General features: G+C 42.3%; 20 protein-coding genes and 1 rRNA gene. 11 read left to right on the top strand and 10 right to left on the bottom strand.

Features of this window, described 5'->3' with window-relative positions; genetic code table 11:
* Positions 1-69 precede the first annotated feature (69 nt).
* Together A1232T_RS10960 and A1232T_RS10955 are read right to left on the bottom strand one after the other, a co-directional pair.
* On the bottom strand, positions 70-825 hold the full coding sequence (locus tag A1232T_RS10960; protein ID WP_077449447.1) for an endonuclease/exonuclease/phosphatase family protein: 756 nt from the start codon (positions 823-825) through the stop codon (positions 70-72).
* A 278-nt stretch (positions 826-1,103) separates the two neighbouring features.
* A complete protein-coding gene (locus tag A1232T_RS10955; protein ID WP_077449446.1) occupies positions 1,104-2,216 on the bottom strand; it encodes an AOC03_06830 family ribosome hibernation factor in 1,113 nt (370 codons plus the stop codon).
* 462 nt (positions 2,217-2,678) lie between these two features.
* Between A1232T_RS10955 and A1232T_RS10950 the strand changes: the two genes are divergently transcribed.
* Together A1232T_RS10950 and A1232T_RS10945 are read left to right on the top strand one after the other, a co-directional pair.
* Positions 2,679-4,823 carry a M3 family metallopeptidase gene (locus tag A1232T_RS10950; protein ID WP_095532774.1) on the top strand — a complete coding sequence of 715 codons (2,145 nt, stop codon included), beginning with the start codon at positions 2,679-2,681 and terminating at the stop codon, positions 4,821-4,823.
* Position 4,824: 1 nt separating this feature from the next.
* Entirely contained in the window at positions 4,825-5,070 is a 246-nt protein-coding gene (locus tag A1232T_RS10945; RefSeq protein ID WP_077449445.1) for a YheV family putative metal-binding protein, read from the top strand.
* 120 nt (positions 5,071-5,190) lie between these two features.
* Here the strand turns inward: A1232T_RS10945 and ettA are convergent, their stop codons facing one another.
* Positions 5,191-6,852 carry an energy-dependent translational throttle protein EttA gene (gene ettA / locus A1232T_RS10940; protein WP_077449444.1) on the bottom strand — a complete coding sequence of 554 codons (1,662 nt, stop codon included), beginning with the start codon at positions 6,850-6,852 and terminating at the stop codon, positions 5,191-5,193.
* A 367-nt stretch (positions 6,853-7,219) separates the two neighbouring features.
* Between ettA and A1232T_RS10935 the strand changes: the two genes are divergently transcribed.
* From A1232T_RS10935 to A1232T_RS10925, 3 genes are all read left to right on the top strand, one after another.
* Entirely contained in the window at positions 7,220-7,501 is a 282-nt protein-coding gene (locus tag A1232T_RS10935; protein WP_077449443.1) for a GNAT family N-acetyltransferase, read from the top strand.
* 156 nt (positions 7,502-7,657) lie between these two features.
* Entirely contained in the window at positions 7,658-7,951 is a 294-nt protein-coding gene (locus A1232T_RS10930) for a 4a-hydroxytetrahydrobiopterin dehydratase (RefSeq protein WP_077449442.1), read from the top strand.
* Positions 7,952-8,189: 238 nt separating this feature from the next.
* The gene (locus tag A1232T_RS10925) at positions 8,190-8,897 is read left to right on the top strand and encodes a metal-dependent hydrolase (RefSeq protein ID WP_077449441.1); all 708 of its coding nucleotides are present in this window, start codon (positions 8,190-8,192) and stop codon (positions 8,895-8,897) included.
* Positions 8,898-8,921: 24 nt separating this feature from the next.
* Here the strand turns inward: A1232T_RS10925 and A1232T_RS10920 are convergent, their stop codons facing one another.
* A complete protein-coding gene (locus A1232T_RS10920) occupies positions 8,922-10,121 on the bottom strand; it encodes an Lnb N-terminal periplasmic domain-containing protein (RefSeq protein WP_077449440.1) in 1,200 nt (399 codons plus the stop codon).
* A 184-nt stretch (positions 10,122-10,305) separates the two neighbouring features.
* On the opposite strand from A1232T_RS10920, the gene A1232T_RS10915 reads away from it, so the two are divergent.
* Both A1232T_RS10915 and A1232T_RS10910 read left to right on the top strand, forming a co-directional pair.
* On the top strand, positions 10,306-11,196 hold the full coding sequence (locus A1232T_RS10915) for a CBS domain-containing protein (RefSeq protein ID WP_077449439.1): 891 nt from the start codon (positions 10,306-10,308) through the stop codon (positions 11,194-11,196).
* Positions 11,186-12,199, top strand: coding sequence for a patatin-like phospholipase family protein (locus tag A1232T_RS10910; protein WP_077449438.1), 1,014 nt, complete (start codon positions 11,186-11,188; stop codon positions 12,197-12,199). Before A1232T_RS10915 ends, A1232T_RS10910 begins: the two co-directional genes overlap by 11 nt.
* A gap of 130 nt (positions 12,200-12,329) precedes the next feature.
* Here the strand turns inward: A1232T_RS10910 and A1232T_RS10905 are convergent, their stop codons facing one another.
* The gene (locus tag A1232T_RS10905; protein ID WP_077449437.1) at positions 12,330-12,899 is read right to left on the bottom strand and encodes a hypothetical protein; all 570 of its coding nucleotides are present in this window, start codon (positions 12,897-12,899) and stop codon (positions 12,330-12,332) included.
* 381 nt (positions 12,900-13,280) lie between these two features.
* Here A1232T_RS10905 and argA point away from each other — a divergent pair, with 381 nt between their 5' ends.
* Positions 13,281-14,603: an amino-acid N-acetyltransferase gene (argA, locus tag A1232T_RS10900; protein WP_077449436.1), complete on the top strand. Its 1,323-nt coding sequence runs from the start codon at positions 13,281-13,283 to the stop codon at positions 14,601-14,603.
* Positions 14,604-14,711: 108 nt separating this feature from the next.
* On the opposite strand, the gene bamJ is transcribed toward argA, so the two are convergent.
* Positions 14,712-15,470, bottom strand: a complete 759-nt coding sequence (bamJ, locus tag A1232T_RS10895) for a BamJ family beta-barrel-assembly machinery protein (protein WP_077449435.1) — start codon at positions 15,468-15,470, stop codon at positions 14,712-14,714.
* A 663-nt stretch (positions 15,471-16,133) separates the two neighbouring features.
* On the opposite strand from bamJ, the gene A1232T_RS10890 reads away from it, so the two are divergent.
* Positions 16,134-17,705 (top strand): mechanosensitive ion channel, encoded by a 1,572-nt coding sequence (locus A1232T_RS10890; RefSeq protein WP_077449434.1) that lies wholly within the window; start codon positions 16,134-16,136, stop codon positions 17,703-17,705.
* Between the two features lie 210 nt (positions 17,706-17,915).
* Positions 17,916-18,593 carry an SDR family NAD(P)-dependent oxidoreductase gene (locus A1232T_RS10885; protein ID WP_077449433.1) on the top strand — a complete coding sequence of 226 codons (678 nt, stop codon included), beginning with the start codon at positions 17,916-17,918 and terminating at the stop codon, positions 18,591-18,593.
* Between the two features lie 97 nt (positions 18,594-18,690).
* On the opposite strand, the gene A1232T_RS10880 is transcribed toward A1232T_RS10885, so the two are convergent.
* From A1232T_RS10880 to A1232T_RS10870, 3 genes are all read right to left on the bottom strand, one after another.
* The gene (locus tag A1232T_RS10880) at positions 18,691-19,356 is read right to left on the bottom strand and encodes a lysophospholipid acyltransferase family protein (RefSeq protein WP_077449432.1); all 666 of its coding nucleotides are present in this window, start codon (positions 19,354-19,356) and stop codon (positions 18,691-18,693) included.
* Between the two features lie 45 nt (positions 19,357-19,401).
* Positions 19,402-21,291 (bottom strand): DNA topoisomerase IV subunit B, encoded by a 1,890-nt coding sequence (gene parE, locus A1232T_RS10875; RefSeq protein WP_077449431.1) that lies wholly within the window; start codon positions 21,289-21,291, stop codon positions 19,402-19,404.
* Positions 21,292-21,420: 129 nt separating this feature from the next.
* Positions 21,421-22,047: a YqiA/YcfP family alpha/beta fold hydrolase gene (locus A1232T_RS10870; RefSeq protein ID WP_077449430.1), complete on the bottom strand. Its 627-nt coding sequence runs from the start codon at positions 22,045-22,047 to the stop codon at positions 21,421-21,423.
* 184 nt (positions 22,048-22,231) lie between these two features.
* On the opposite strand from A1232T_RS10870, the gene A1232T_RS10865 reads away from it, so the two are divergent.
* On the top strand, positions 22,232-22,510 hold the full coding sequence (locus tag A1232T_RS10865) for a DUF1289 domain-containing protein (RefSeq protein ID WP_077449429.1): 279 nt from the start codon (positions 22,232-22,234) through the stop codon (positions 22,508-22,510).
* Positions 22,511-22,624: 114 nt separating this feature from the next.
* On the opposite strand, the gene rrf is transcribed toward A1232T_RS10865, so the two are convergent.
* Positions 22,625-22,703 (bottom strand): 5S ribosomal RNA (gene rrf, locus A1232T_RS14630); the annotation flags it as partial.

Raw genomic sequence — 22,703 nt, 5'->3', positions numbered from 1 at the left:
TGTAGATAGACCGTTTAAGTATAAAAAAGAGCTGCTCAGTTAATTGAGCAGCTCTTTTTCATGGCAAAATTATAAGCAGAGTTCAGCACTAATAGGCAGATGGTCAGATAAATCAGACCAAGGCTTACCTTTATGTACCCACGCTCGTTTAACTTTTAAGTTACGGACATAAATACGGTCTAAGCTGAGTACCGGCATCTTCGCAGGAAAGGTAGGCAGTAACTTACTGTGCACATCCATAAAGGCTTCAGACATATTCAACTCATCCGCCAGCTTCTGACAAGAGTTCTTTTTCCAGTCATTAAAGTCGCCTGCTAAGATCAGAGGTCTGCTTTGATCAATGGTATCGTTAACATAAGCCGCAATCGCTCGATACTGCTTTTCTCTATCATTCTCAAGCAAGTTCAAATGGGCACACAGCACAACCACAGGTTCAGGCCAGCCCAAAGGCCACACCTCACAATGCAGCACCCCTCTTTGCTCAAGCTTATTAACGGTGATATTAATATTATGTTTTGGGTCAAGCGGGTGACGGCTCAATACCGCATTCCCATGGTGACCATTATCATATTCTGAGTTTTTACCATAGCTGTGGCTACAATCTAAGAACTCACCAAACCACTCATGCTGTGACTGGTTAGGATATTCATTATATTTAACCATGCGCTTTAGGTTCTGACCTTGTACCTCTTGCAGGCACAAAATATCAGGATTAATATCTTTTAATGCTTGCCCAATCTTTTGGGTCACTACTTGGCGATTCAGCGGAGACATGCCTTTATGTATGTTATAAGTAGTGATTGTTATGCTATTTGAATTAATCATTATTAATTTTCTTATTATTGGATAATATACCCATAATCTTAGATTAATTAGAGGTTAAATTAAACCCAGTTTTGAGGAAGATTCGTTTCTTAATGCTCAATATTGTTAGCAATTAGTATTAAGGCGCTAAACATAGCTGTGCCACTAGATCAGCCAATTTATTGAGATAGAGATAAAAAAACACTGATAAAGCTATCAGTGTTTTTTTTGGCTAGACCCAACACGCTCTAGTGCTAGGTCTAAAGAACTTAGACTTAAAGTCAGGGCAAGAAGCCAGACTAGTAACGAGTTACCAAAGCAATCGGTAGGTCGTCACCCATAATGTCTTGTGGCATAAACACTACTTTACCACCATTATGAATAATGTGTTCGATTACCTCACCAATAGCATCATCATTTACGCCTTCTGCTGCAGGATCATCGGCTATTGTCAGAGTTTGAGCCTTTTCATCAATCTTAGCCGGCTGCATATAGCCTTTGCGAAGATACAAAGTCTCACCTGCGCCTTGGAACGCCGAACGGTAAATCTCTTGTAGGTCGACTCGTAGCATACCTGCGCCACGGGCTTTATCAATTTCGCCTAGAGCAGCTTGGTGCAACGAAGTGCGATACTCTTCTACAGCTTCTTGTACGCCATCAACGATATGCTGGGCACTACCTTCTTCTAGCTCAGTTACGTTAGAAACAGCACCAATAATATTCTCTGGGCGGTCACAGACTTCTTTATAGTAACTGATATTACGGTTATCGCCTACGATAACCAGTGGCATTTTATGCTCACCCCATAGCTCCTGAACACTCTTATCTACACGGTTAAAGTATTCTTTTAGATAGCTATTTTCGTTGTTTGCTGAACGGTCTGAGCCGCCATCACCCGTTTTATATAAGCTGTTATTTTCGATAGGGAACGGAATGCTTTCCATGTTCTTTTGTGCTTCATCATCTGGATGAAACTCTTTAATAACACGGTTGTTGGCCGCTTCAATCAGACGAGCATGGTCACGACCTAGCACCACAACATAGTAGTGAACCGCACTGGCCATATCACGCATTAAGTCACGGGTAGCAAAGCGCTCACCAATAACCACACGCTCTTTAGCGTCTAGCGGTAAACGCAGTACTTGAGCCTCATCTGGGCTCGCAAAAATAGCCAACGTATCTAAGTTATAGTTATGATTGTGATGGGCTATTTTTTCTTGAACTTTATCTAAAATGGTTGACGCTGTTTTTTTGTCATACTCATTTTCGATACGCTCTTCAGCAACTTTTAATAGGTTTTTAAGAGCAATAGGGTCTTTTTCATTATCTGGATGCTGTCTGTGAGTCTTAACAAAGATACTTACTGCTGGCTTTGCTGTTGTTTCACGTAAGTTTTTTAAAGTTGCTTTCATAAAGTTATCCTTTTTTTAGTTTATTTATTAAAAATTATTGGATGGGTTTCCTGAGACCACATGGCTTTGATTGCCATTTTAAATACTGCGGCTCTGGTGTTTGTTCGATATGATTACTGCTGGACAGATCCCTTGTCCCTTGCTTAACTTACTCTAGTTTATTCTAGTATTGTAGTTGTTATTAGTAGAGCTATTGGCAAGGGTCTTTTTTAAGACATCCTAAATTCTATTTATAACTCTATATTACCAATAGAAATCCATACTTACTATAGGGTTATTGTCGGTTCTTGTCTTTGTTATGTAACAAATTTTAACTGATACTAAATTACAGCCAAAAAGCCTCTCATTCCTGAGCATAACAGTGGCGACTGTCAGCTCATAAGCTATAAATAGCTTGTAATATGAAGCTTGAGACTCAATAGATATTAGTACCTTCACTTTTTTATAATTATGGACTTATTTATGCAAACTACCTCGCAAATTACAGATATGGATCCAAATTTAAAACTGGTCGATTTTAGTCAAGTTAGTCCTGAGCAGCTTAAATCCCAAGTACAGCAAGCCATAAAAGCTGGCCATGCTTTTTTAGATGACTTAGATAACGAGACTGACTCTCCAAAACAAGCACAGCAAGCTTTAGCAGACATCATTGAGTTTGATCATATTGGGCTAGGTTTAGACCGTAGCTGGGGTATTTTGTCTCATCTAAATAGTGTCATGAGCAATGAAGCCATCCGCGAAGTGCACCACGAAATACTGCCTTTATTGTCTGCTTTTGGCACTCGTGTGGGTCAGAATAAACCGCTATATAACCGCTATCAGACCATTAAAAATGACCGCGAGTTCTTTAATGGCTTAGAAGCGGCTCGCAAACGTGCTATAGATTTGGCCATTCAAAGCTTTGAATTATCTGGGGTAGCTTTAGAGGCTGACAAACAAAGCGAATATGCGGACATTCAAAGTCAGTTATCGACCCTATCAGCCAAATTCTCTGACAATATTTTAGATGCCACTCAGGCTTATGCTCTACCCTTGACCACCGAACAACTATCCGGCATCACTGAAAGCGGCCTGGCCATGCTAAAAGCCGCTGCCGAGCAATATGTTGCTAAGCAGCAAGAGGCTGGAGAGTCGGTAGAAGATAAGCCTGAATATGTCGCCACGTTAGACATCCCTGTATATCTGGCGGTGATGACCCATGCTGAAGACCGCGAACTGCGTAAGACTCTATATAAAGCTTATGTCACTCGTGCCTCAGAATTTGATAACCACAAAAACAGCAAAGACGAGCCTTTAGATAACAGTCAGGTAATGAGTGATATTCTTGCCTTACGAGCTCAAAAATCTAAATTGTTAGGCTTTGATAATTACGCTCAAGTGTCACTGTCTCGTAAGATGGCCGACAGTGCTGAGCAAGTAGAAGGCTTTTTGCGTGACTTGGCCAACAAGGCTACCCCTGCAGCCAAACGTGATTTAGAGCAATTAAAAGAAGAAGCTAGCGCTCAAGGCATCGAAAGTATTGAGCCTTGGGATACTGCCTATCTGGCTGAAAAAGTAAAACAGGCCAAATTCAACTTATCACAAGAAGAAATCCGCCCTTACTTCCCTCTACCAAAAGTGATTGATGGCCTATTTACCATCGTCAACAAGCTGTTTGGTGTACGTGCGGTTGAGCAGTCAGATAAAGTAGCACTGTGGCACGATGAGGTTCGTTTTTATGAATTATTTGATAAAGATGACAGCCTAATCGGTGGCTTCTACTTTGATTTGTATGCCCGTACTGGTAAGCGTGGTGGTGCTTGGATGAGTGGGTTTCAGGCCCGCTATGAGTATGCCGGCAGCTCAAGCGAAGCTTATAATCAGCTTCCTGTGTGCTTTATGGTAGGTAACTTTACGCCCCCTACTGCCGATAAGCCAAGCTTACTGACCCATAATGAAGTACTGACCCTATTCCATGAGTTTGGGCATGGTCTACACCATCTATTGACCGAAGTGAGCATCAGTGATGTGGCCGGTGTAAATGGTGTGGAGTGGGATGCGGTTGAATTACCTAGCCAATTCTTAGAAAACTGGGCTTGGGATTCAAAAGGCATTGAGTTAATTAGTGCTCATGTCGATACAGGCGAACCTTTGCCAAAAGAGCAGCTTGAGGCGTTATTGGCGGCTAAAAACTTCCAAAGCGGTATGCAAACCTTACGTCAAATCGAGTTTGCCTTATTTGACCTGTTAATCCATGCCAAATCACCGGCACCTGATTACCAGGGCATCTTAGCGACCTTGGACAAAGTACGTGAGGATGTCGCCGTCATGCAAACTCCTGAATACAACCGCTTTGCTAACGGCTTTAGCCACATCTTCGCAGGCGGTTATGCGGCCGGCTATTACTCTTATAAGTGGGCGGAGCTGTTATCTGCTGACGCCTTTAGCCGCTTTGAAGAAGAGGGTTTATTTAATGCAGACACAGGTCAAGCTTTCCGTGACAATATCTTAGCGGTGGGTGGCAGCTTGCCAGCCAAGACCAACTTTGAGAACTTCAGAGGCCGTGAAGCCAGCATTGATGCCCTGCTTCGCCATGGCGGTTTCATTGATAATAACGAGGTGGCTTAAGATGCGCTATCAATCTAATCGTCCCAAACGCCAGTTTTTAGCGGGGGTTAGCTGCCCTAAATGTCAGACAATGGATGCTGTGGTTCAGGTTCAAATCTTTGAGCCTGAAGCCGATGAATACATTGAATGTACAAGCTGTGGGCATATTGAAAGACGCCCGGACCCTGAATCGATTATAGAAAAAAACAACTTAGCCAATGATGCCATGAGCACGGGTACTTCAGGAACCATTAAGTTTTTAGACTAGTCTAAGCTTCTAAATTAGCTAAGCTCTTAGCCATAAAAAAGCCAGATACTATATGTAGTATCTGGCTTTTGTTTTATTTATAACGGACTCTCTCAAGCTTTAAGCTTATCAAACCTAAAATTAGCTTGAGATTTTTTTGTACTTCATACGCTTAGGACCAGCGTCATCACCTAGAGTCTTCTTACGATACGCTTCGTACTCTGAGTAGTTACCGTCATACCATACTGGGCCTTCTGGCTCAAACGCCAAGATATGAGTCGCAATACGGTCAAGGAACCAGCGGTCATGCGATACGACCAATACGGTACCTGGGAATACCTGAATCGCATCTTCTAGCGCACGTAAGGTTTCTACGTCCAAGTCGTTTGATGGCTCATCCAGTAAGATAACGTTAGCGCCCTGCTTTAGCGTTTTCGCTAATTGTAGACGGTTACGCTCACCACCTGATAAGTTGCCCACCAGCTTTTGCTGATCTTGGCCTTTGAAGTTAAAGCGGCCAATGTACGCACGGCTTGGGGTTTCGTAGTCACCTACTTTGATGATATCTAGGCCGTCTGATACTTCTTCCCAAACGGTTTTGTTGTCATCAAGGTTATCACGAACCTGACCCACATAGGCCACGCTCACACTTTCACCCAATTCAACCGTACCCGTATCTGGCTTATCAAGACCTGTCATCATGTTAAACAGTGTGGTTTTACCCGCGCCGTTTGGACCAATAATACCCACGATAGCCGCTGGTGGTACATTAAAGCTTAGGTTTTCGTACAACAGACGATCACCGAAAGATTTTGAGATGTTGTTCACCTCAATTACTTTATTACCTAAACGAGGACCAGGTGGAATATAGATCTCTGAGGTCTCGTTACGCTGCTGGAATTCTTTTGAGTTCAGCTCTTCAAAGCGCTGGATACGAGACTTAGACTTAGCCTGCTGACCTTTTTGGTTTTTACGAACCCACTCAAGCTCTTTTTTCAGTGCTTTAGCAAATGATTCTTCTTGCTTCTGCTGCTCTTCTAGACGCTTGTTCTTCTGCTCTAGCCACTCAGTATAGTTACCTTCATAGGGGTAGCCATAACCGCGGTCAAGCTCAAGAATCCACTCAGCCACGTTATCAAGGAAGTATCTATCGTGGGTAATGGCAACAATGGTACCGCTAAAGTTCTTCAAGAACTGCTCTAGCCACGCCACAGACTCTGCGTCCAAGTGGTTAGTCGGTTCGTCAAGAAGTAGCATATCAGGGCGTGATAGCAACAGGCGGCACAGTGCCACACGGCGCTTTTCACCACCCGACAGCTTGCTTACATCGGCATCCCAAGGTGGTAGACGCAAGGCGTCAGCGGCTTTTTCAAGCTGGGTGTTTAAGTTATGCGCATCCCACGCCTGAATGATATCTTCCATCTTACCTTGCTCTTCAGCAAGCTTATCGAAGTCGGCATCAGGTGCAGCGTATTCAGCATAAATCTCATCAAGACGAGCCAGCGCATCTAACGCTTCACGCATACCGTCTTCTACGTTACCGCGTACGTCTTTGCTCTCGTCAAGCTGAGGCTCTTGAGGTAGGTAACCAATCTTAGTACCTGGCTGTGCACGAGCTTCACCACTATAATCGGTGTCCACGCCAGCCATGATGCGTAGTAAAGTCGATTTACCCGCACCGTTAATGCCTAAAACACCAATCTTTGCGCCAGGGAAAAAAGACAAGCTAATGTCTTTTAGAATTTCGCGCTTTGGCGGAACAAGTTTTGACACCTTGTTCATGGTATAAATATATTGTGCCATTAAGACTCCATTATCAGGGTTAGGTCTGATTAAAAATCAAATAAAAAAACAATTAGAAATTGAATAGAGGGTTAACTGGCATTATCGCATATTGGCCTAAAGTTATCATCTTATGTTGTGGTTTTACTGCTATTCAATAACTTATTAATCGCACTCACTCATTTTACGCTGCAAGTGGGGCTGAGTTTACGTTAGCACCCAAAAGTTGTAACAATACACTGTATGAATTGTAGCGGTTTATGCTAAAGTAATCATTAACATTGTGCCTACTCAGGCGCGGTGCCTTCACGAATATTTAATGCTCTAATAATAATTAATGATTAAAAGTGCTATTAGTAACCCGGCCTAATTAATAAAGGAGTTATTTATGAAAGATTCTCTAACTATTACCCAAAATACCGATGAAAATCGCTTTGAAACCACCATCAATGGTTACACCGGCTTTATAAGCTATCAAGACCAAGGCGACAGCATTGTTTACGATCATACCATTGTTCCAGCAGAGCTTGGCGGTCAAGGCGTGGGCTCAACTTTGGTTAAACATGCTCTAGATTATGCTCGTAGTGAAAACAAAAAGGTCGTTCCACAATGCTCATTTGTTGCGTCTTACATCAACAAGCATGAAGAGTATCAAGACCTAGTAAAATAAGGTTGTTAAGTTTCAAGGGTTTATAAAAAATCTAAGTAATAGTAAGCACTTAGAGGTCACAATCTCCATAAAGTATATATAATATACTAGAGACTGTTTTGGCAGTGCTCTAGTGTATTATTCTATCTATATCTTTGACTTATTTAGGAGGGCTTTATGAGCCACCTCACCGACGCTCAAGTAGAGTTACAATTGCAAGATTTAGAGGGCTGGAGTAAAGAAGGTAACGCTATTGTTAAAACCTTTATTTTCCATAACTTTGTAGAAGCCATGAGCTTCATGGTTCAAGCTGCCTTTCGAGCCCAAGAGCTAGAACACCATCCAGAGTGGACCAACAACTATAATGAAGTTCACGTGCGTCTCACTACCGACGATTTAAATGGTATCTCAAGCCATGATATTCGTCTGGCTAAGCGTATGGAAGAAATCTTACGACAGAAGACTTTCTAAGCTTAATATAGCACTGAGTTGATTAATAGCTGCTGATGCCAAACTTGAAAATGGCTTACACGCCCTACTTGAAGCATAAACACAGCAGGTCAACTCGCTTCCCACTAAATAAGCAAATAGGCAGCTTTCAATACCTCGATAGCTGCCTATCTTATTGCTGAGTTTTTTTGTTATAAAAGGCTTTAATATTTAGAGCCCACACAATTCATTATTTATACAATAAGTAGGTTAATAATACGTGGCAAATTTTAAAACCCACCTCACTGGCGGCTTTGCGGCCAGTGCGATATTGGGCTTAGTAACCTATAAAGCAGGGTTAGTAAATGCAAATGAGTTTTTGATGTGCGTCTTAGCAGGTACCGTTGGCGGCTTACTGCCCGACATTGACTCAGATAACTCTATTCCCATTAAAATGGGGTTCGATTTGGCCTCATTAGCGACAGGATTTGCGCTAATCATCCACTGGCGAAGTGAGCTATCATTACTGTCTATGCTACTGCTTTGGTTGATGGGTTATTTAATCATGCGTTACGCAGTTTTCTCCATCTTTACCAAGCTAACTGTCCACCGCGGTATCATTCACTCTGTCCCTTACATGCTAGTACTGGCACTGAGTCTTACCTGTTTTAACTACTACTTTTTGGACACCTCTTCGATAGTCAGCTGGTTTTATGGATCCTTCTTGTTTTTGGGCTCAATGATTCACCTAGGATTGGACGAAGCTTATAGTGTGGACTTGCTCAATCGCCGCTTGAAGCGCTCTTCGGGTACAGCGATGAAGTTTTATAAAGACACACAGCGCTATTATTATCTTGGTCTGTATGCCATCTTGCTGATGTTTATTTTTATTGCGCCCCCTTTTGACCCCTTCTTTCGTAAAATTAACGACCCTATTACTTGGTGGTTAATTAGGGACTCTTTACTGCCCGAGGTATTAATGCGCTAGGCTAGGCAAGATATAGGCTCAAGCCTAGGGAGCTAGCTTGGGTTGCGGCAACCCTTGGCGTACCTTTTGTGGATAAGCCTCTGGGTCTTTATTGTCCTCAAAGCTAAAATTAGCGACTTTCGGGTTAACATGAGCATTAATATACCACTGCTCCATATCCCACTGATGCGCTTTATCATTAAGCTGTTCGGGCAATAACCCTTGATCATATAAATAGTTTGGCACATAGCCTGACATCAAAATTCGATAATCCCAAGGAAAGTCTACGGAATCAATGGCACGGGCCATATCAAAAATAACCGTGGTACAGTTTCTTATTAAAGTGTTGTACCACTTAGGGGCTTGCTGTAATTGTTTTGCTTGCTCCAAATAGGCCCTAAATAACTGCTGTACTTGCTGCTGACTTAAGCCTTGGATAGGAAACATGTATACCTGCTCGCCGCGTACATTACTGCGAGTGTAAACAATATCCCTTTCTTCTGAGGCCACAACGGCCATCTCAAACTGCTTTACAAAGCCTCCGAAGGCTGAAAAAGACTCGTCCTCCTCTTTACGTATCTCAATTGAGAAACTCAAAGGCCGCTCATCTTCAAATCTAAAGCTTAATAAGGTGTGCCCTATCTGCTCGCCCATCCAGTAGGAATTGATGATATCCACGCCGCTAAGCTTACTTAAATCCACTGTCCGCTCGCTCCAGCGCTCATTCACTACCACATCTTGTCCCCCTTTCTCTACGGCTTTGAAGTAGTAAGGCTCGGTCGGCTGTACCAACTTCTCTGACCCAGGCGCACGAACCCAGTCAAAGTTACGAACGTTATGTAAGGTGATTAAGTTTGGATTACTCGGGCTTTGGGTAAATTGTAGCACCTGGCTGACCTCCGCCATCCAAGGCCTATCCTCCTTAGGCGGCAACCAGATAAACCAAGCAGCCAGCAACAACCACAATGAGATAAATCCTACTAGCCATCCTTGCCAATAGGAATTTTGACTCAAGCTAGACTTTAAAGTGACGAGACTAAAGAGTGTGATCAGGGTGATCACTACGCCACGCAAAATTGGATAATCTATTAAATGTACCCACAATATAAGCCCTGCCCATAGAGCGGCTATTAATAGAACCAAAACGAATAAAATTCGGGCTGCAATAACTCCCACTTTTTTCGCTCTATTATTAGGGGGTGATAAGGTCTTGTTTTTATTACTAAGTGTGTTGTTTTTTGACATGATGAGAATTGCCCCAAAAGCTTGATTGAGGTAAGTGTATTTTAGTCGATATAACTTAGCAAATGATAGAACACAGGGGTAATACAAAATAGCCATTAAAATATTGGGCTTTGGCGTTGAATATAACTCTCCCTTGGGATAAAGTGAGAGCAACTAAATAACCATACGAGGTGATACTTCTCCCATGTCTGATGACAATTCTGGCACAGCCAGCTGGTCGATGCGCGGCTTAAAGCGCTGGTTGCATACTGCCCCCGAGACTCGTGACGAGTTGATAAAATTGGTGCAAGATTCGCATCAGTTTTTAGAGCCTGATACTGTAGATATGCTTGAAGGTGTGCTGGATTTACCTGCTACTCAAGTTCGTGAAATTATGACTCCTCGACCACAAGTGGAAGGAGTCCGTGAACATGATACGCTGGCGGATATCATGGATATGATTATGGAGACCAATCACTCCCGCTTTCCAGTGTTTGACAGCCAAGATGATGATGCAGTCATCGGCATCTTGTTGGCAAAAGATTTAATCCCATTATTGGTTAATACCATTCGCCAAGAAGAAGGGGCAGACACTTCTTTTCGCGTAAAATCATTGGTCCGTCAACCGCTATATATCAGCGAGACAGCACGCTCAGACACCCTATTACGCTCATTACAGCGCACCCAAGTGCATATGGCTGTGGTGGTAGATGAGTTCGGTAATATGGTGGGCGTAGTCACCATGGAAGATTTATTAGAAGAAATCGTGGGCGATATTGTCGATGAGCACGATGATTTTGAAGAAGACAGTGACATTAACAATATCATTCCACACTCAGAAAAGCCCAATACTTGGATTGTCCAAGCTTCTACCTTAATTGAAGACTGCAACGAAGAGCTAAATACCAGTTTTGACGATACTGATGTAGATACGATGGGCGGCTTAGTGATGCAGGAGCTCGGCTATGTCGGCGACTTAGAGGGCGAGCACGTAACTACTCAAGGCTGGCATATCTCGGTCATTGATGTCGAAGGTAGATTTATTAAACTGCTTGAACTCACCCCCGTGGCTGAAGACTTATACAATGAGGATTAACTACGGTAAGTGGAAAGATCGTACCCCACACCTTAGCTTAGCCGCTGTAGGGCTGTCCGCTTTATTATTAAACGGCTGTAGCACCTTAGCTACTGATAGCCAACCAGCAGCCACCTCTGCTCAGACTGGCCCTGTCATTGCCCTAGTACTGGGCGGTGGCGGTGCCAAAGGTTTTGCTCATGTGGGTGTCATTAAGGCGCTAGAGGCTAACCACATCACTCCCAACTTAGTCGTTGGCACCAGTGTTGGCAGCTTCGTAGGCAGTATTTATGCCAGTGGCAAGCCTGCTAGTGACCTAGAATCTATAGCGGTTACCACAGCAGATAGCGCTCTGACCGACTTTACTGTGTCCTATCAAGGCATTATCGAGGGTAATAAGCTACGCAGCTTTGTGAATACTCAGGTCAATAATAAACCTATTGAATCCTTCCCTATCCGTTTCGCTGCTGTGGCTGCCGAAAAGCATACCCTAAAAAAAGCGGTATTCACTGATGGAGAAGCCGGACTAATCGTGCAAGCTTCAAGCAGTGTGCCCAACGTCTTTATTGCACCACGTATTCCTGACCCAAAAACCTCCGGGCAAATCGGCAAAAAATACATCGACGGTGGTGTAGTCAGCATGGTTCCAGTTGATGCTGCTAAAGCTTTAGGGGCCGATATCGTGATTGCTGTGGACTTACAGGCTGGTAAGACAGCTCAATCTTCCACTGACACCTCCACCAAGAGTATCTGGTCACTCATCGAGCAAGGCTATAACACTTATCTGAGTAATAGCAAAAACTCTGATACATCGGGCCCATACACTCAGAACTATGAAAAGATTAATAAAGCTGAGATAGCTCGAGCAGACATTATTATTCGGCCTGAGGTTAGTACTATCAGCTCTATTAGCACGCTAAATCGTGAAGAAGCGATTGCTGCAGGGGTCAAAGCTACTGAGCAGCAGCTGCCAGCCATTAAAGCGGCTATTGCCAAAGCTCAAACTAATTATGACCAGCAGTAAGTCTTAATCAATAAAAGGGACGTTTTATTAAAAAGCTAGCCTATCCAACCAAAAAAGAGGCCCACAAATTTGTGGGCCTCTTTTAGTTTAAGCTATTAGGGCTTAAACCTGAACGGAGGTTACTCCTAAATTAACGAACAACAGCGCGATATTTAACTACTGCCGTTTCATTTTTGCCTAGGCCTTCGATATTCCAACGTAGATGCTTGTATAACTCAAGAGGAACATCTTGCATTTGGCCATCAATACGACCACGTAACGGGAAATGACTAAAGTTTTGGCCATCAACACTTGCATAAACATTTTCTGGAGAAGGCTTACCCACTAATCTAACTTCTTCAGGGATACTCATCGTTACTACCATATTGCGCATACGATCTTGGCTGCTATTGGTGAAGTAGCTGTGATACTCAATAACGTTACCTTTTTTTAGGCGAGTATTGGCATCGATAGGCTTTAATCCAGGTTGACCTTGTGCATCAACACTCACTAAGGCCGCTACCGTCTTAGTCGTTACTTTACCAGCCTGATTGGTTTGGCCTTGTTGCATTGCAGCGGCATTTTGCGCATTGCTTGGGTTGCTCATCTCAGGTGCTGGGGTTGGCAACATGGCTTGCGCGCTTAAGCTACCTGCCAGCATTAATGAAGCAATAGCGGCCTTACTAGCTAGTTTAGCGGGAGTTGAAGCATAAAATTTCATAAGATACCTTTCCTTTTTAAGTGGGAGTTATAAAGTGTTAATAAAATCAGTATACAGTTGAGCCATTAGCCCTGTCAGCCTTAGTGCATCTACCCTCAAGACCTTATGCCCATTTTGTCCATATAATTATTGGTCCCTAAGGTTAAATTGGCCAACTGATTTCTAGCTCTTTAATTATACAAGCAACCTAAGTATAAATTTAAAAGCAAATTCAAAACAGCCAGTATGCGATAAATTGGCGTAACTGTCTGTATTAAGCTGTATTAAGTCAGTTGCTTAGCTTTGACTAGTAAAATAAAGATAGCCCAAGTTGGCATTTTTTGCTATCGTAAAAGCGTATATTTTCTTACTATTTGCCTTAAGCCTATTGTGATATTTAATATGAATGACACTGCTATGCCTCAAATAACGCCTGACTATGTCCATTGGTTCCGTAATTCCGCTCCATATATTAACACCCATAGGGGTAAAACGTTTGTCATTATGTTTGGCGGTGAAGCGGTTAATCACCCAAATTTTAGCAACTTAATTCATGACTTTGCATTACTGCATAGCTTAGGTATTAAGCTGGTTTTAGTCCATGGTGCTCGCCCGCAGATTGAAAAAAACCTGACCCAACTAGGCATTGACTCCCCTCTACACCAGGACATTCGTGTTACGCCTCGTGAAGCCATGCCAACTATCTTAGAAGCCGTTGGTGCTATCCGCCTACAAATCGAAGCGCAGCTTTCTATGGGCCTAGCCAACTCTCCTATGTATGGCTCACGCATTGATGCGGTATCTGGTAACTTCGTCACTGCCAGACCTTATGGTGTCAGAGATGGGGTTGACTATCAGATGACCGGTGAGGTTCGTTCTATCGACGTAGAAGCCATCAAAAACAACCTACTCCATAATCATATCGTGATCCTAGGCTCAATGGGATACTCTGCCACCGGTGAGATTTTCAACCTACTGGGCGAAGATGTGGCCCTAAAAGCTGCCGTCGCACTAAATGCCGATAAGCTTATCTTCTTAGGCGGTGAGACCGGTATCAATGAAGAAGGCCGACTGCTTCATGCGATGATTCCAAATGAAGTCGATCGTTTCTTAAGAGATCGTGACTTAGACCGTGAGATTTACTACTTCTTACACTGTGCTGCTCAAGCTTGTCGTGAAGGCATTCACCGTACTCACATCATCTCTTATGCTCAAGATGGCGCTTTATTAGAAGAGCTGTTCACTCGTGATGGTTCGGGGACTCTAATCAGTCATGACCCTTACGAAGAAATTCGCCGAGCCACAATTGATGACGTGGTAGGTTTAATTGAATTACTGTCTCCTTTAGAGGAGCAAGGCATCTTAGTACAGCGCTCTCGTGAACGTCTTGAACAAGAAATTGAGCTGTATAGCGTTATTGAACGAGATGGTATGATTTTAGGCTGTGCTGCCCTTTATCCACTAGATGAAGAGTCTGCTGAAGTGGCCTCTATTGCGATCCACCCAGAGTATCGCAATGGCAGTCGCGGAGCTGATTTATTGGCCTTTTTAGAGCAACAAGCCCGTAGCCATGGCCGTCATAACTTATTTGCTTTAACTACTCGTACTGCCCACTGGTTTATTGAACAAGGCTTTGAAGAGGTTAATGCCGAGATGTTACCTGAGCCTCGCCGCACCGCGTACCACAATGGCCGCAACTCTAAAGTTTTCAAAAAGAAACTGTAAGTTTACTTACTCGCCAAAAGCTTTCTAGATAAAAGCTTCTGCAATAAAAAAAACACCTGTTTATATAAGCAGGTGTTTTTTTATTTGAACTTTATTCAGCAACATCTTTTATTGTGCTGGTTGCTCAGGCATCTTAGGGTTCACTTCAATCATTTCTACTTTGAAGATTAAAGTGCTGTTAGGATCAATACCTGTATTGCCAGTCTCGCCATAAGCTAGATCAGCTGGAATGTATAGCTCATAAGTGCTGCCTTCTTTCATCAGCTTTAAGCCTTCAGTAAAGCCTGGAATCATACCCTCTACTGGGAATATAACTGGCTCACCTCTGTCATACGAGCTATCAAAAACAGTACCGTCAAGCAGCTTACCTTCATAGTTAATCTTAACCATTTCGCTGCCTGCAACTGGCTTACCTGTACCTGGCTTAAGCACCTTGTACTGTAGACCAGATTCTGTGGTTTTCACGCCTTCTTTTTTGGCGTTTTCCGCTAAGAATTTATCACCAGCTGCTTTGTTAGTGACGGCATCTTGCTTCATTTTTTCCATCATTTCAGCTTGTTTCTTTTCTTCGTACTTAGTCATGACCTCTTGCATTTGCTCTTTGGTCAAAGCAGCTTCTTTGCCGTCATAAGCATCGCGGAAACCCATCTCGAAAGTATCTAGGTTTAAATCATCCAATGACTCTTTGTAGCTTTCGGCAGTCGCATAACCAATGCTGTAACCTACTTTTTCAAGGTCAGTACTTTTTTCAGTAACTGTCGAGCTTGAGCTGCTTTGGTCAGATTTATTGCCATTGTTTGCACAACCAACAGCAAGGGTACTGGCTAGGGCTACTGCTAAAAACTTAGGGATCATTACTTTATTCATATATAAACTCTATTTTAGTGGGAATCATAATTTCGTGAAGCGGGCCAATATTTAAATCAAACGCTAAAAGACTGTTTTTTTATATACAGCTATATAAAGCCAATTTTTTATATAGCCAACTGTGGTTTCACTTAATCCTGCTATTTTAAAGTTTATAGCAAAAAGTATCACAGGACAATTGTAATAAAAATGACTCTATATGTTTCTTCTGATATCGCATCACATAGTATCAAAGTTGAAGATTAAGCACCATAAACCCAATTTATTTTGTCTTTTTACTGTATAGAAAATGTTAATAAACCGCCGATATGTCACAACTTCTCACATAACTTTAAATTTATATGAATAAAAGCTATTTATTATTGCTACCTAATCCGATAAAGTGGTCTCGTTAACTAACTTTAGTTTATGCCTAACATAAGTCATTGCTAGATGTTAGAGGTTTGGACTTATCACTTTGCATAAATATATTTTTTAATAAAACCGACATTTTAGCTGTAAAACTTGTAAGCTATAGTTTAATTAATCCATTAAAATTAATAATTTACTTTTCAATGGCTTATTTAATTTGGCTTATTTTAATACTTAAACTTAAAAATACAAAAGTAGATATCGGATCTGTTTATAGATCCATTTATTGAATTACATTATAGGAGAAACAGCATGGACAACATGTTTGTTTGGTTTAATAACAACTTAGGCGGACCGATTGGCTCGATTATCGCAGCCATTCTGGTATTCGTTATTGGTTGGCTGATTGCTATGGCACTGGCTGGTGTTGTGCGCAACTTGCTATCCCGCATTAACTTAAACCAACGTATGAACACTTCGACAGGTAAAACCTATGATCTTGAGAATATAATTTCTAAGGTCATTTTTTGGTTTGTATTCTTAATGGCCATCTCTGGTGCATTAAGTATGTTAAGCCTAAACGCTATTTCTGCCCCATTTGCCAACATGATTGATAGTGTCCTATCCTTCATTCCAACGCTTATCGGTGCGGTTATTATCGGCGTGATTGGTTGGGTAGTGGCGACAGTAGCCCGTACCGCTATCAATACCGCTTTATCAAAAACCACGCTTGATGAAAAACTAAGCGCTGAAGCTGGTGTTCAACCTATGAGCAGCACTATTGCTGATATGGTTTACTGGGTTATCCTGCTGTTTATTTTAGTTATTGTACTAGGTCAACTAGAGTTAGATGGTCTATTTGCTCCGTTAACTAATATGTTAAACAAAGCAGTAGGCTATATTCCTAACCTATTCATGGCTGGTGTGGTGTTCTTTGTGGGTTATATCGTGGCAAAAATTGTCCGTGGTATCGTAACCAACATGGTAACTAGCCTAAACCTACAAGGCTTTGCTGAAAAAGCAGGCATTAGTAATAACCGTGAGAACAGCTTACCGAATATTGCTGGTTCACTTGCCTTCTTATTGGTAATCATTCCAACCACAATCATCTCTTTAGATGCTCTAAGCATTGAAGTAATCTCTCGTCCAGCAACTAATATGCTGAACAAGATTATGAGCGCTCTGCCAAATATCTTTACCGCAGCAGCTATCTTAATCATCACATACTACATCATGAAAATGGTGGCGAATGTGGTTAAAGGTCTACTTGAAAACACCACTGTGAATGCCCTTCCTGCTAAGGTTGGCCTAGACACTGCTATGGGTAAAACTCAAGTTTCAGATCTTGTTGGTCATGCCATCATCTTCTTTGCTATGTTGTTTGCTGGTATCTTAGCTGCAGACTTACTAGGCTTTGAACAGATCAGTGCCATCATCACTATGTTCATCGCATTTGGTGCTGACATTATCTTAGGCGCTATCATCCTATTCATCGGCTTCTGGTTAGCTAACATCATCGCTGGTGTGGTTGAGCGTTCTGATAAAGGATCACAGTTCTTAGCTAATATCGTTCGTGTACTTATCATGGGCCTTGTGCTTGCGATGGGTCTAAAAGCGATGGGTATTGCTGACTCTATCGTTAACCTTGCCTTTGGTCTTACTTTGGGTGCTGTGGCTGTTGCCTTTGCTCTATCGTTCGGTCTTGGTGGTCAAGAAGCCGCTGCTCGCTTCTTACGTAAGTTACAAGACAAAGCCGAAACTGAAGCTGAAAAAGCAAAAGCTGAGAAAGCTATTGCAGACACTGCAAAAGAGACAGGTAAAGAACCTTCAATCACTACAGTTTCAGGTGATGAGCCTTCAATTCCTAATTCAGATGGCCAATAGGAATTAATGAATAGATTCTCTAATAATCACTTATGTTCCACAAAAAGGCAGCCTTTATAGGCTGCCTTTTTTAATGCAAAGTTGATGGAGATGAGCTTTTGAATAAGGCTTGGCCGTTACTTAAACCTTCAATATGATGGTTGCTATAACCCCTTTTTCTTGTCAGAATCATAGAACAACTAAAATTTTAAATACATAGGTTAAAAGGATATGAAGCGATTTAATGATAAGGTTATTGTCATTACAGGTGCAGACTCTAGTATAGGGCGAGTAACTGCTTTAAAGTTAGCTCGAGAAGGAGGCAACGTTGTCTTACTGGGCAACAATAGCAAGGTACTTGAATATATAGCGGGTGAGCTTCCTGAAGACCATACCTGGATTAACACTGGAAACCATTTGGCAGTAACCGGTGACATCTCGAATGAAGAGCATAGTGAGCGGTTGGTGTCTCATATTATAGATAAATATAATAGAATTGATGCTGTGATAAGCATTAATACTGAAATTAAATTTAGCCCAGCGCTCGTAAATGAACTGGCCAAGACTAAGGGCAGTATCGTATATATATCCTTATTATCCGATACCAGCACTGACTGGTCTCTAGAAAGCTATAAGCAGGCTCAAGTAGATTTAGAGCAACACTATAAAAAACTTGCTCATAAGCTAGGGCCTCAGGGCGTAAGAGTGAATGGAGTGCATGCGGGTCTAACCACAGAAGACAACGATGATATCGATAACGTCAAACTCTTTATGGATCAAAGCTTGCTTGGTAGGTTGGTCGAAATGAATGAGATTGCCGAGGCCATCTTATTTCTAGCCAGTAATGATGCTTGTATGATTACTGGTGCCACGCTACCTGTTGATGGTGGCTTAACTTTGACCAGCTAATTCATAGCCCCTACTTTGCTATAAGTTGTCATTTATTTGAATATAAAAAAGGCCTATCTAATTTAGATAGGCCTTTTTTATCGTTGATTACTTATCTTTATTTATTAATATCTCTCAGAGGTTTTGACAGCTTTTCTGGATGTTTAGGCACCACCCCTTTATATTGCTCAACGATTTTAACCAGGTCTTTGTCATAATCGCCTGTGGTATAAACCGGCTTCAAAAAGCGAATCTCTTTGGTCTTATAATCCATAGCGACTGGAACAATAGGTACCTGAGCGCCATCAGCAATGTAATAAAACCCTGTTTTCCATTTATCAGTGTAGTCCCGGGTGCCCTCTGGAGCCAACCCCAAATATAACGACTCACTCGACTTGAGACGATCAATACTGGCCTGTAAGACTGAGCCTTTTTTACTGCGATTAATAGGAATAATACCGGCCCACTTAAAAAAACGAGCCAAGACAGGATACTTAAACAAACTGTCTTTACCCATGATATTAATGTCTAAATCCAGACCTAAAACTAAAGGTATCGCATAAACACCATCAAAGTTTGACGTGTGTGGTAACGCCAAGAAGACTGCTTTTGGCACATTGGGAATCTCACCTACAGCTTTCCAGCCCATAAGCTTAAATAAACGCCGGGCAATAGGGGGTGCAATACTACCACCACGTCTTGGCACCTTGTCCCCTAAGTTTTTATGGGTCAGTCGCTTTAACTTAGCGACTGGCGTACTTTTTGATGTATCGTTCTTAGACATTAAGTTGTGTCCCTACAATTACTTTTCTCAATTTATCGATGCTAGTTAAACCATAATCTCAGCAAGGTCCCCTTTACTCTCTAGCCAAGTTTTGCGATCAGCGGCTCGTTTTTTTGCCAACAACATGTCCATAACGCTGTTGGTCAACTGCATATCATCCATGTCCAGCTGCACCAATCTACGTGTGTCTGGATTCATGGTGGTTTCACGCAGCTGCTCGGCGCTCATCTCACCCAAGCCTTTAAATCGAGTAATTTGTGGTTTTTTATTCCCAGGTACCTTGCTTAATATATGCTCCAGCTCACTTTCATCTAACGCATAGTGAACTTCTTTGCCTATATCAACTCTATATAAGGGCGGCATCGCCACAAACAAGTGGCCCGCGTCCACAAGTGCGGGAAAATGTTTCACAAACAGGGCACAAATAAGAGTCGCAATATGTAAACCGTCCGAGTCCGCATCGGCTAAGATACAAATTTTGTCATAGCGCAGTTCTGATAAATCATCAGAGGCGGGATCGACACCAATAGCAATGGCGATATCATGAATCTCACGGCTTGAAAGTACCGTATCGGGAGAGACCTCCCAAGTATTTAAAATCTTACCACGCAGCGGTAAAATCGCTTGGAAGTGACGGTCACGGGCCTGTTTGGCACTACCACCAGCCGAATCCCCTTCCACTAAAAATAGCTCAGCACCTTCTCGTACGCCCCCACGACAGTCTGCTAACTTACCGGGTAATGCTGGGCCTTGAGTAATCTTTTTACGGGCTACTTTTTTAGCCGACTTTAAGCGTTTACCTGCTTTAGAAATAGCCAATTCTGCAATCTGAGCCCCAAGCTCAGCATGTTGGTTTAACCACAAGCTAAAAGCATCTTTAGCCTGAGCTTGTACTGCACCGGCTGCCTCGCGGCTAGACAGACGCTCTTTAGTTTGACCAGAGAACTGTGGCTCTGAGAACTTAAGAGATAAGATATAGTTCACCCCATCCCAGACATCTTCACCGGTTAGTTTTACATTACGCGGTAACAAGTTATGAATTTCACAAAACTCACGTAAGGCTTCTAAAATACCCGTTCGTAGACCATTAACATGTGTACCACCTTGGGCAGTTGGGATCAGGTTAACATAGCTCTCCTGAATAGGATTACCCCCTTCAGGCAACCATGACAAGGCAAAGGTAACCCCCGAGCGCTCCCCTTCTTTGGCTTCATAAGAAAAATAAAATGGCTCAGGCGGCAGGGTTTCTAACCCATCAAGCTGCTCATTTAGATACTCAACTACCCCATCAGTAAACTGCCAGACTACTTTGTCTTTATTGGCTTCATCATAAAACTCTATAGTTAAGCCAGCAGCCAGTACTGCTTTTGCCTTCAAGTTATGCTTAAGCTGTTTAACGCTAAATTTTGGGGTATCAAAAAAGCTTTCATCAATCCAAAAACGAACCTTGGTGCCTTTTTTGCGTTTGTTAGAGCTAACTGACTCTACTAGTTTTGTGACAGCAACGCCATTTTCAAAGGCAATATCATATTGAACACCATCACGCCATACAGTAACTTCAACTCGCTTAGATAGCGCATTAACTACTGAAATACCAACACCGTGCAGACCACCCGATACCTGATAGTTACTGGTGTTAAATTTACCGCCAGCATGCAATCGAGTTAAGATAATTTCGATCCCTGTTTGCTTAAACTCAGGATGAATATCTGTGGGCATACCCCGTCCATCATCTTCTACAGATAATGAACCATCCTCATGCAGCTGCACCTTAATAGTTTTAGCATGGCCGGCCAATGCCTCATCCACCGAGTTATCAATCACCTCTTGTGCCAAATGATTCGGACGGGTGGTATCGGTGTACATACCTGGGCGACGGCGTACAGGTTCAAGACCTTCTAAGACTTCAAGCGACTGCGCTGTGTAATTACTCACAATAATATCCTTTGCTTAATTAAGCTTTTAATTATTACCCATATTATAACTAATATCGTAAAGCATAGGGGATTAGCGACTGTATTAACGACAGCAAGTGACGTAAAGAAAACAAGCCAGTAAGGCGGGCTACGCAAGAGACAGTAGATGCTCCATAATCATAGGTAACTGTCGTTCAAAATCTGTCATACGATGATCGCCTCCAGCCTGTAAAGCAACCTCCACCGCTTGGGACTGATAAAAATCAGCCGCTACTTTAGGGTCCAACAACTCATCGCCCTGCTTAATCACTACGAATAATTTCTCAGGGTGAGTTATCTGCTGCAGCTTATGCGCGCTAAACCAATCTAAATCTTTTAAAGTCATGGCCCAGCCGCCAGTAGTTTGGTAAATCACTGTATCAGCGCCATCATCACAAGCAATACTATCTATCACTTGGTCGTCAACGAAGCGCTGTAGGCTAATATGAGGCTTAGTACTGGGATTTAACAGTACAGTTGGACAACTGGTCTCATTACTCACTAAGCTTGCAAAATAGCCCCCTAATGAGCTGCCCATTACCACCACCTTATCATCCGCTTCCTTAGCTTGTTGTACTAGCTCACATAGTCGAGCAAACACTTTATCAGGAGATTCATTCAAGTCAGGTCTAATAACTTCAATACCAGCATGATGAGTGTTGCAGTATTTTTGGAGTAGTACACCTTTTACGGAGTTTGCCGTGCTATCAAGACCATGAATATATATTATTCTCATATCAAATCCTTTATTTTTAACGGTTTAAGCAAGATTATCACGAATGAAAGTGAGAAAGGAATCATGCTAAAATTGATTAAATCATAAAAGGTTATTCTACTATGGGCTATGCATAATAGGCGGGTTACTGCCTGCTTAAACTGGCTCACTCAATTAGCTGTAATCTAGGGATGGTATAAAGCTAATGTTTAATCAGATCGAGTTATTCGAAATTGAAAACCCCTGTGTGGGTGTCTGCCAAAGCAATAAGAAAGGATATTGCTTTGGCTGCCTGCGTAGCCGTCAAGAACGTCAGCTATGGCTAAGAATGACCAATGAAGAAAGAAGGGAGGTGCTGAGGCTTATCGTTGGCCGTAGAAAACGTATCGAACAGATGCGTAACCGTCAAAAACAGCAAATGGAATTGGATTTTGAACAGGATTTAGAAATAAATAACTTATTTAATGATTTACCTGAAACGTAAATCAAAAAACAGTCTATAGCAACATGCCTTAATTTAATAAACCGCCCATAAGTAAAACCACCACACAGGAAAAAGCCCCCTCCAAGTTAATGAAGGGGGCTTTTAGGTATAGGGAGCTGACGATGACCTACTCTCACATGGGCGAACCACACTACCATTGGCGCTACGATGTTTCACTTCTGAGTTCGAGAAG

It is taken from the genome of Psychrobacter pasteurii (assembly GCF_900162815.1).
In the GTDB taxonomy this organism is placed as follows: Bacteria; Pseudomonadota; Gammaproteobacteria; order Pseudomonadales; family Moraxellaceae; genus Psychrobacter; species Psychrobacter pasteurii.
Note: the sequence above shows the minus strand (reverse complement) of the source record. Positions and strands in the feature narration are given on the sequence as shown.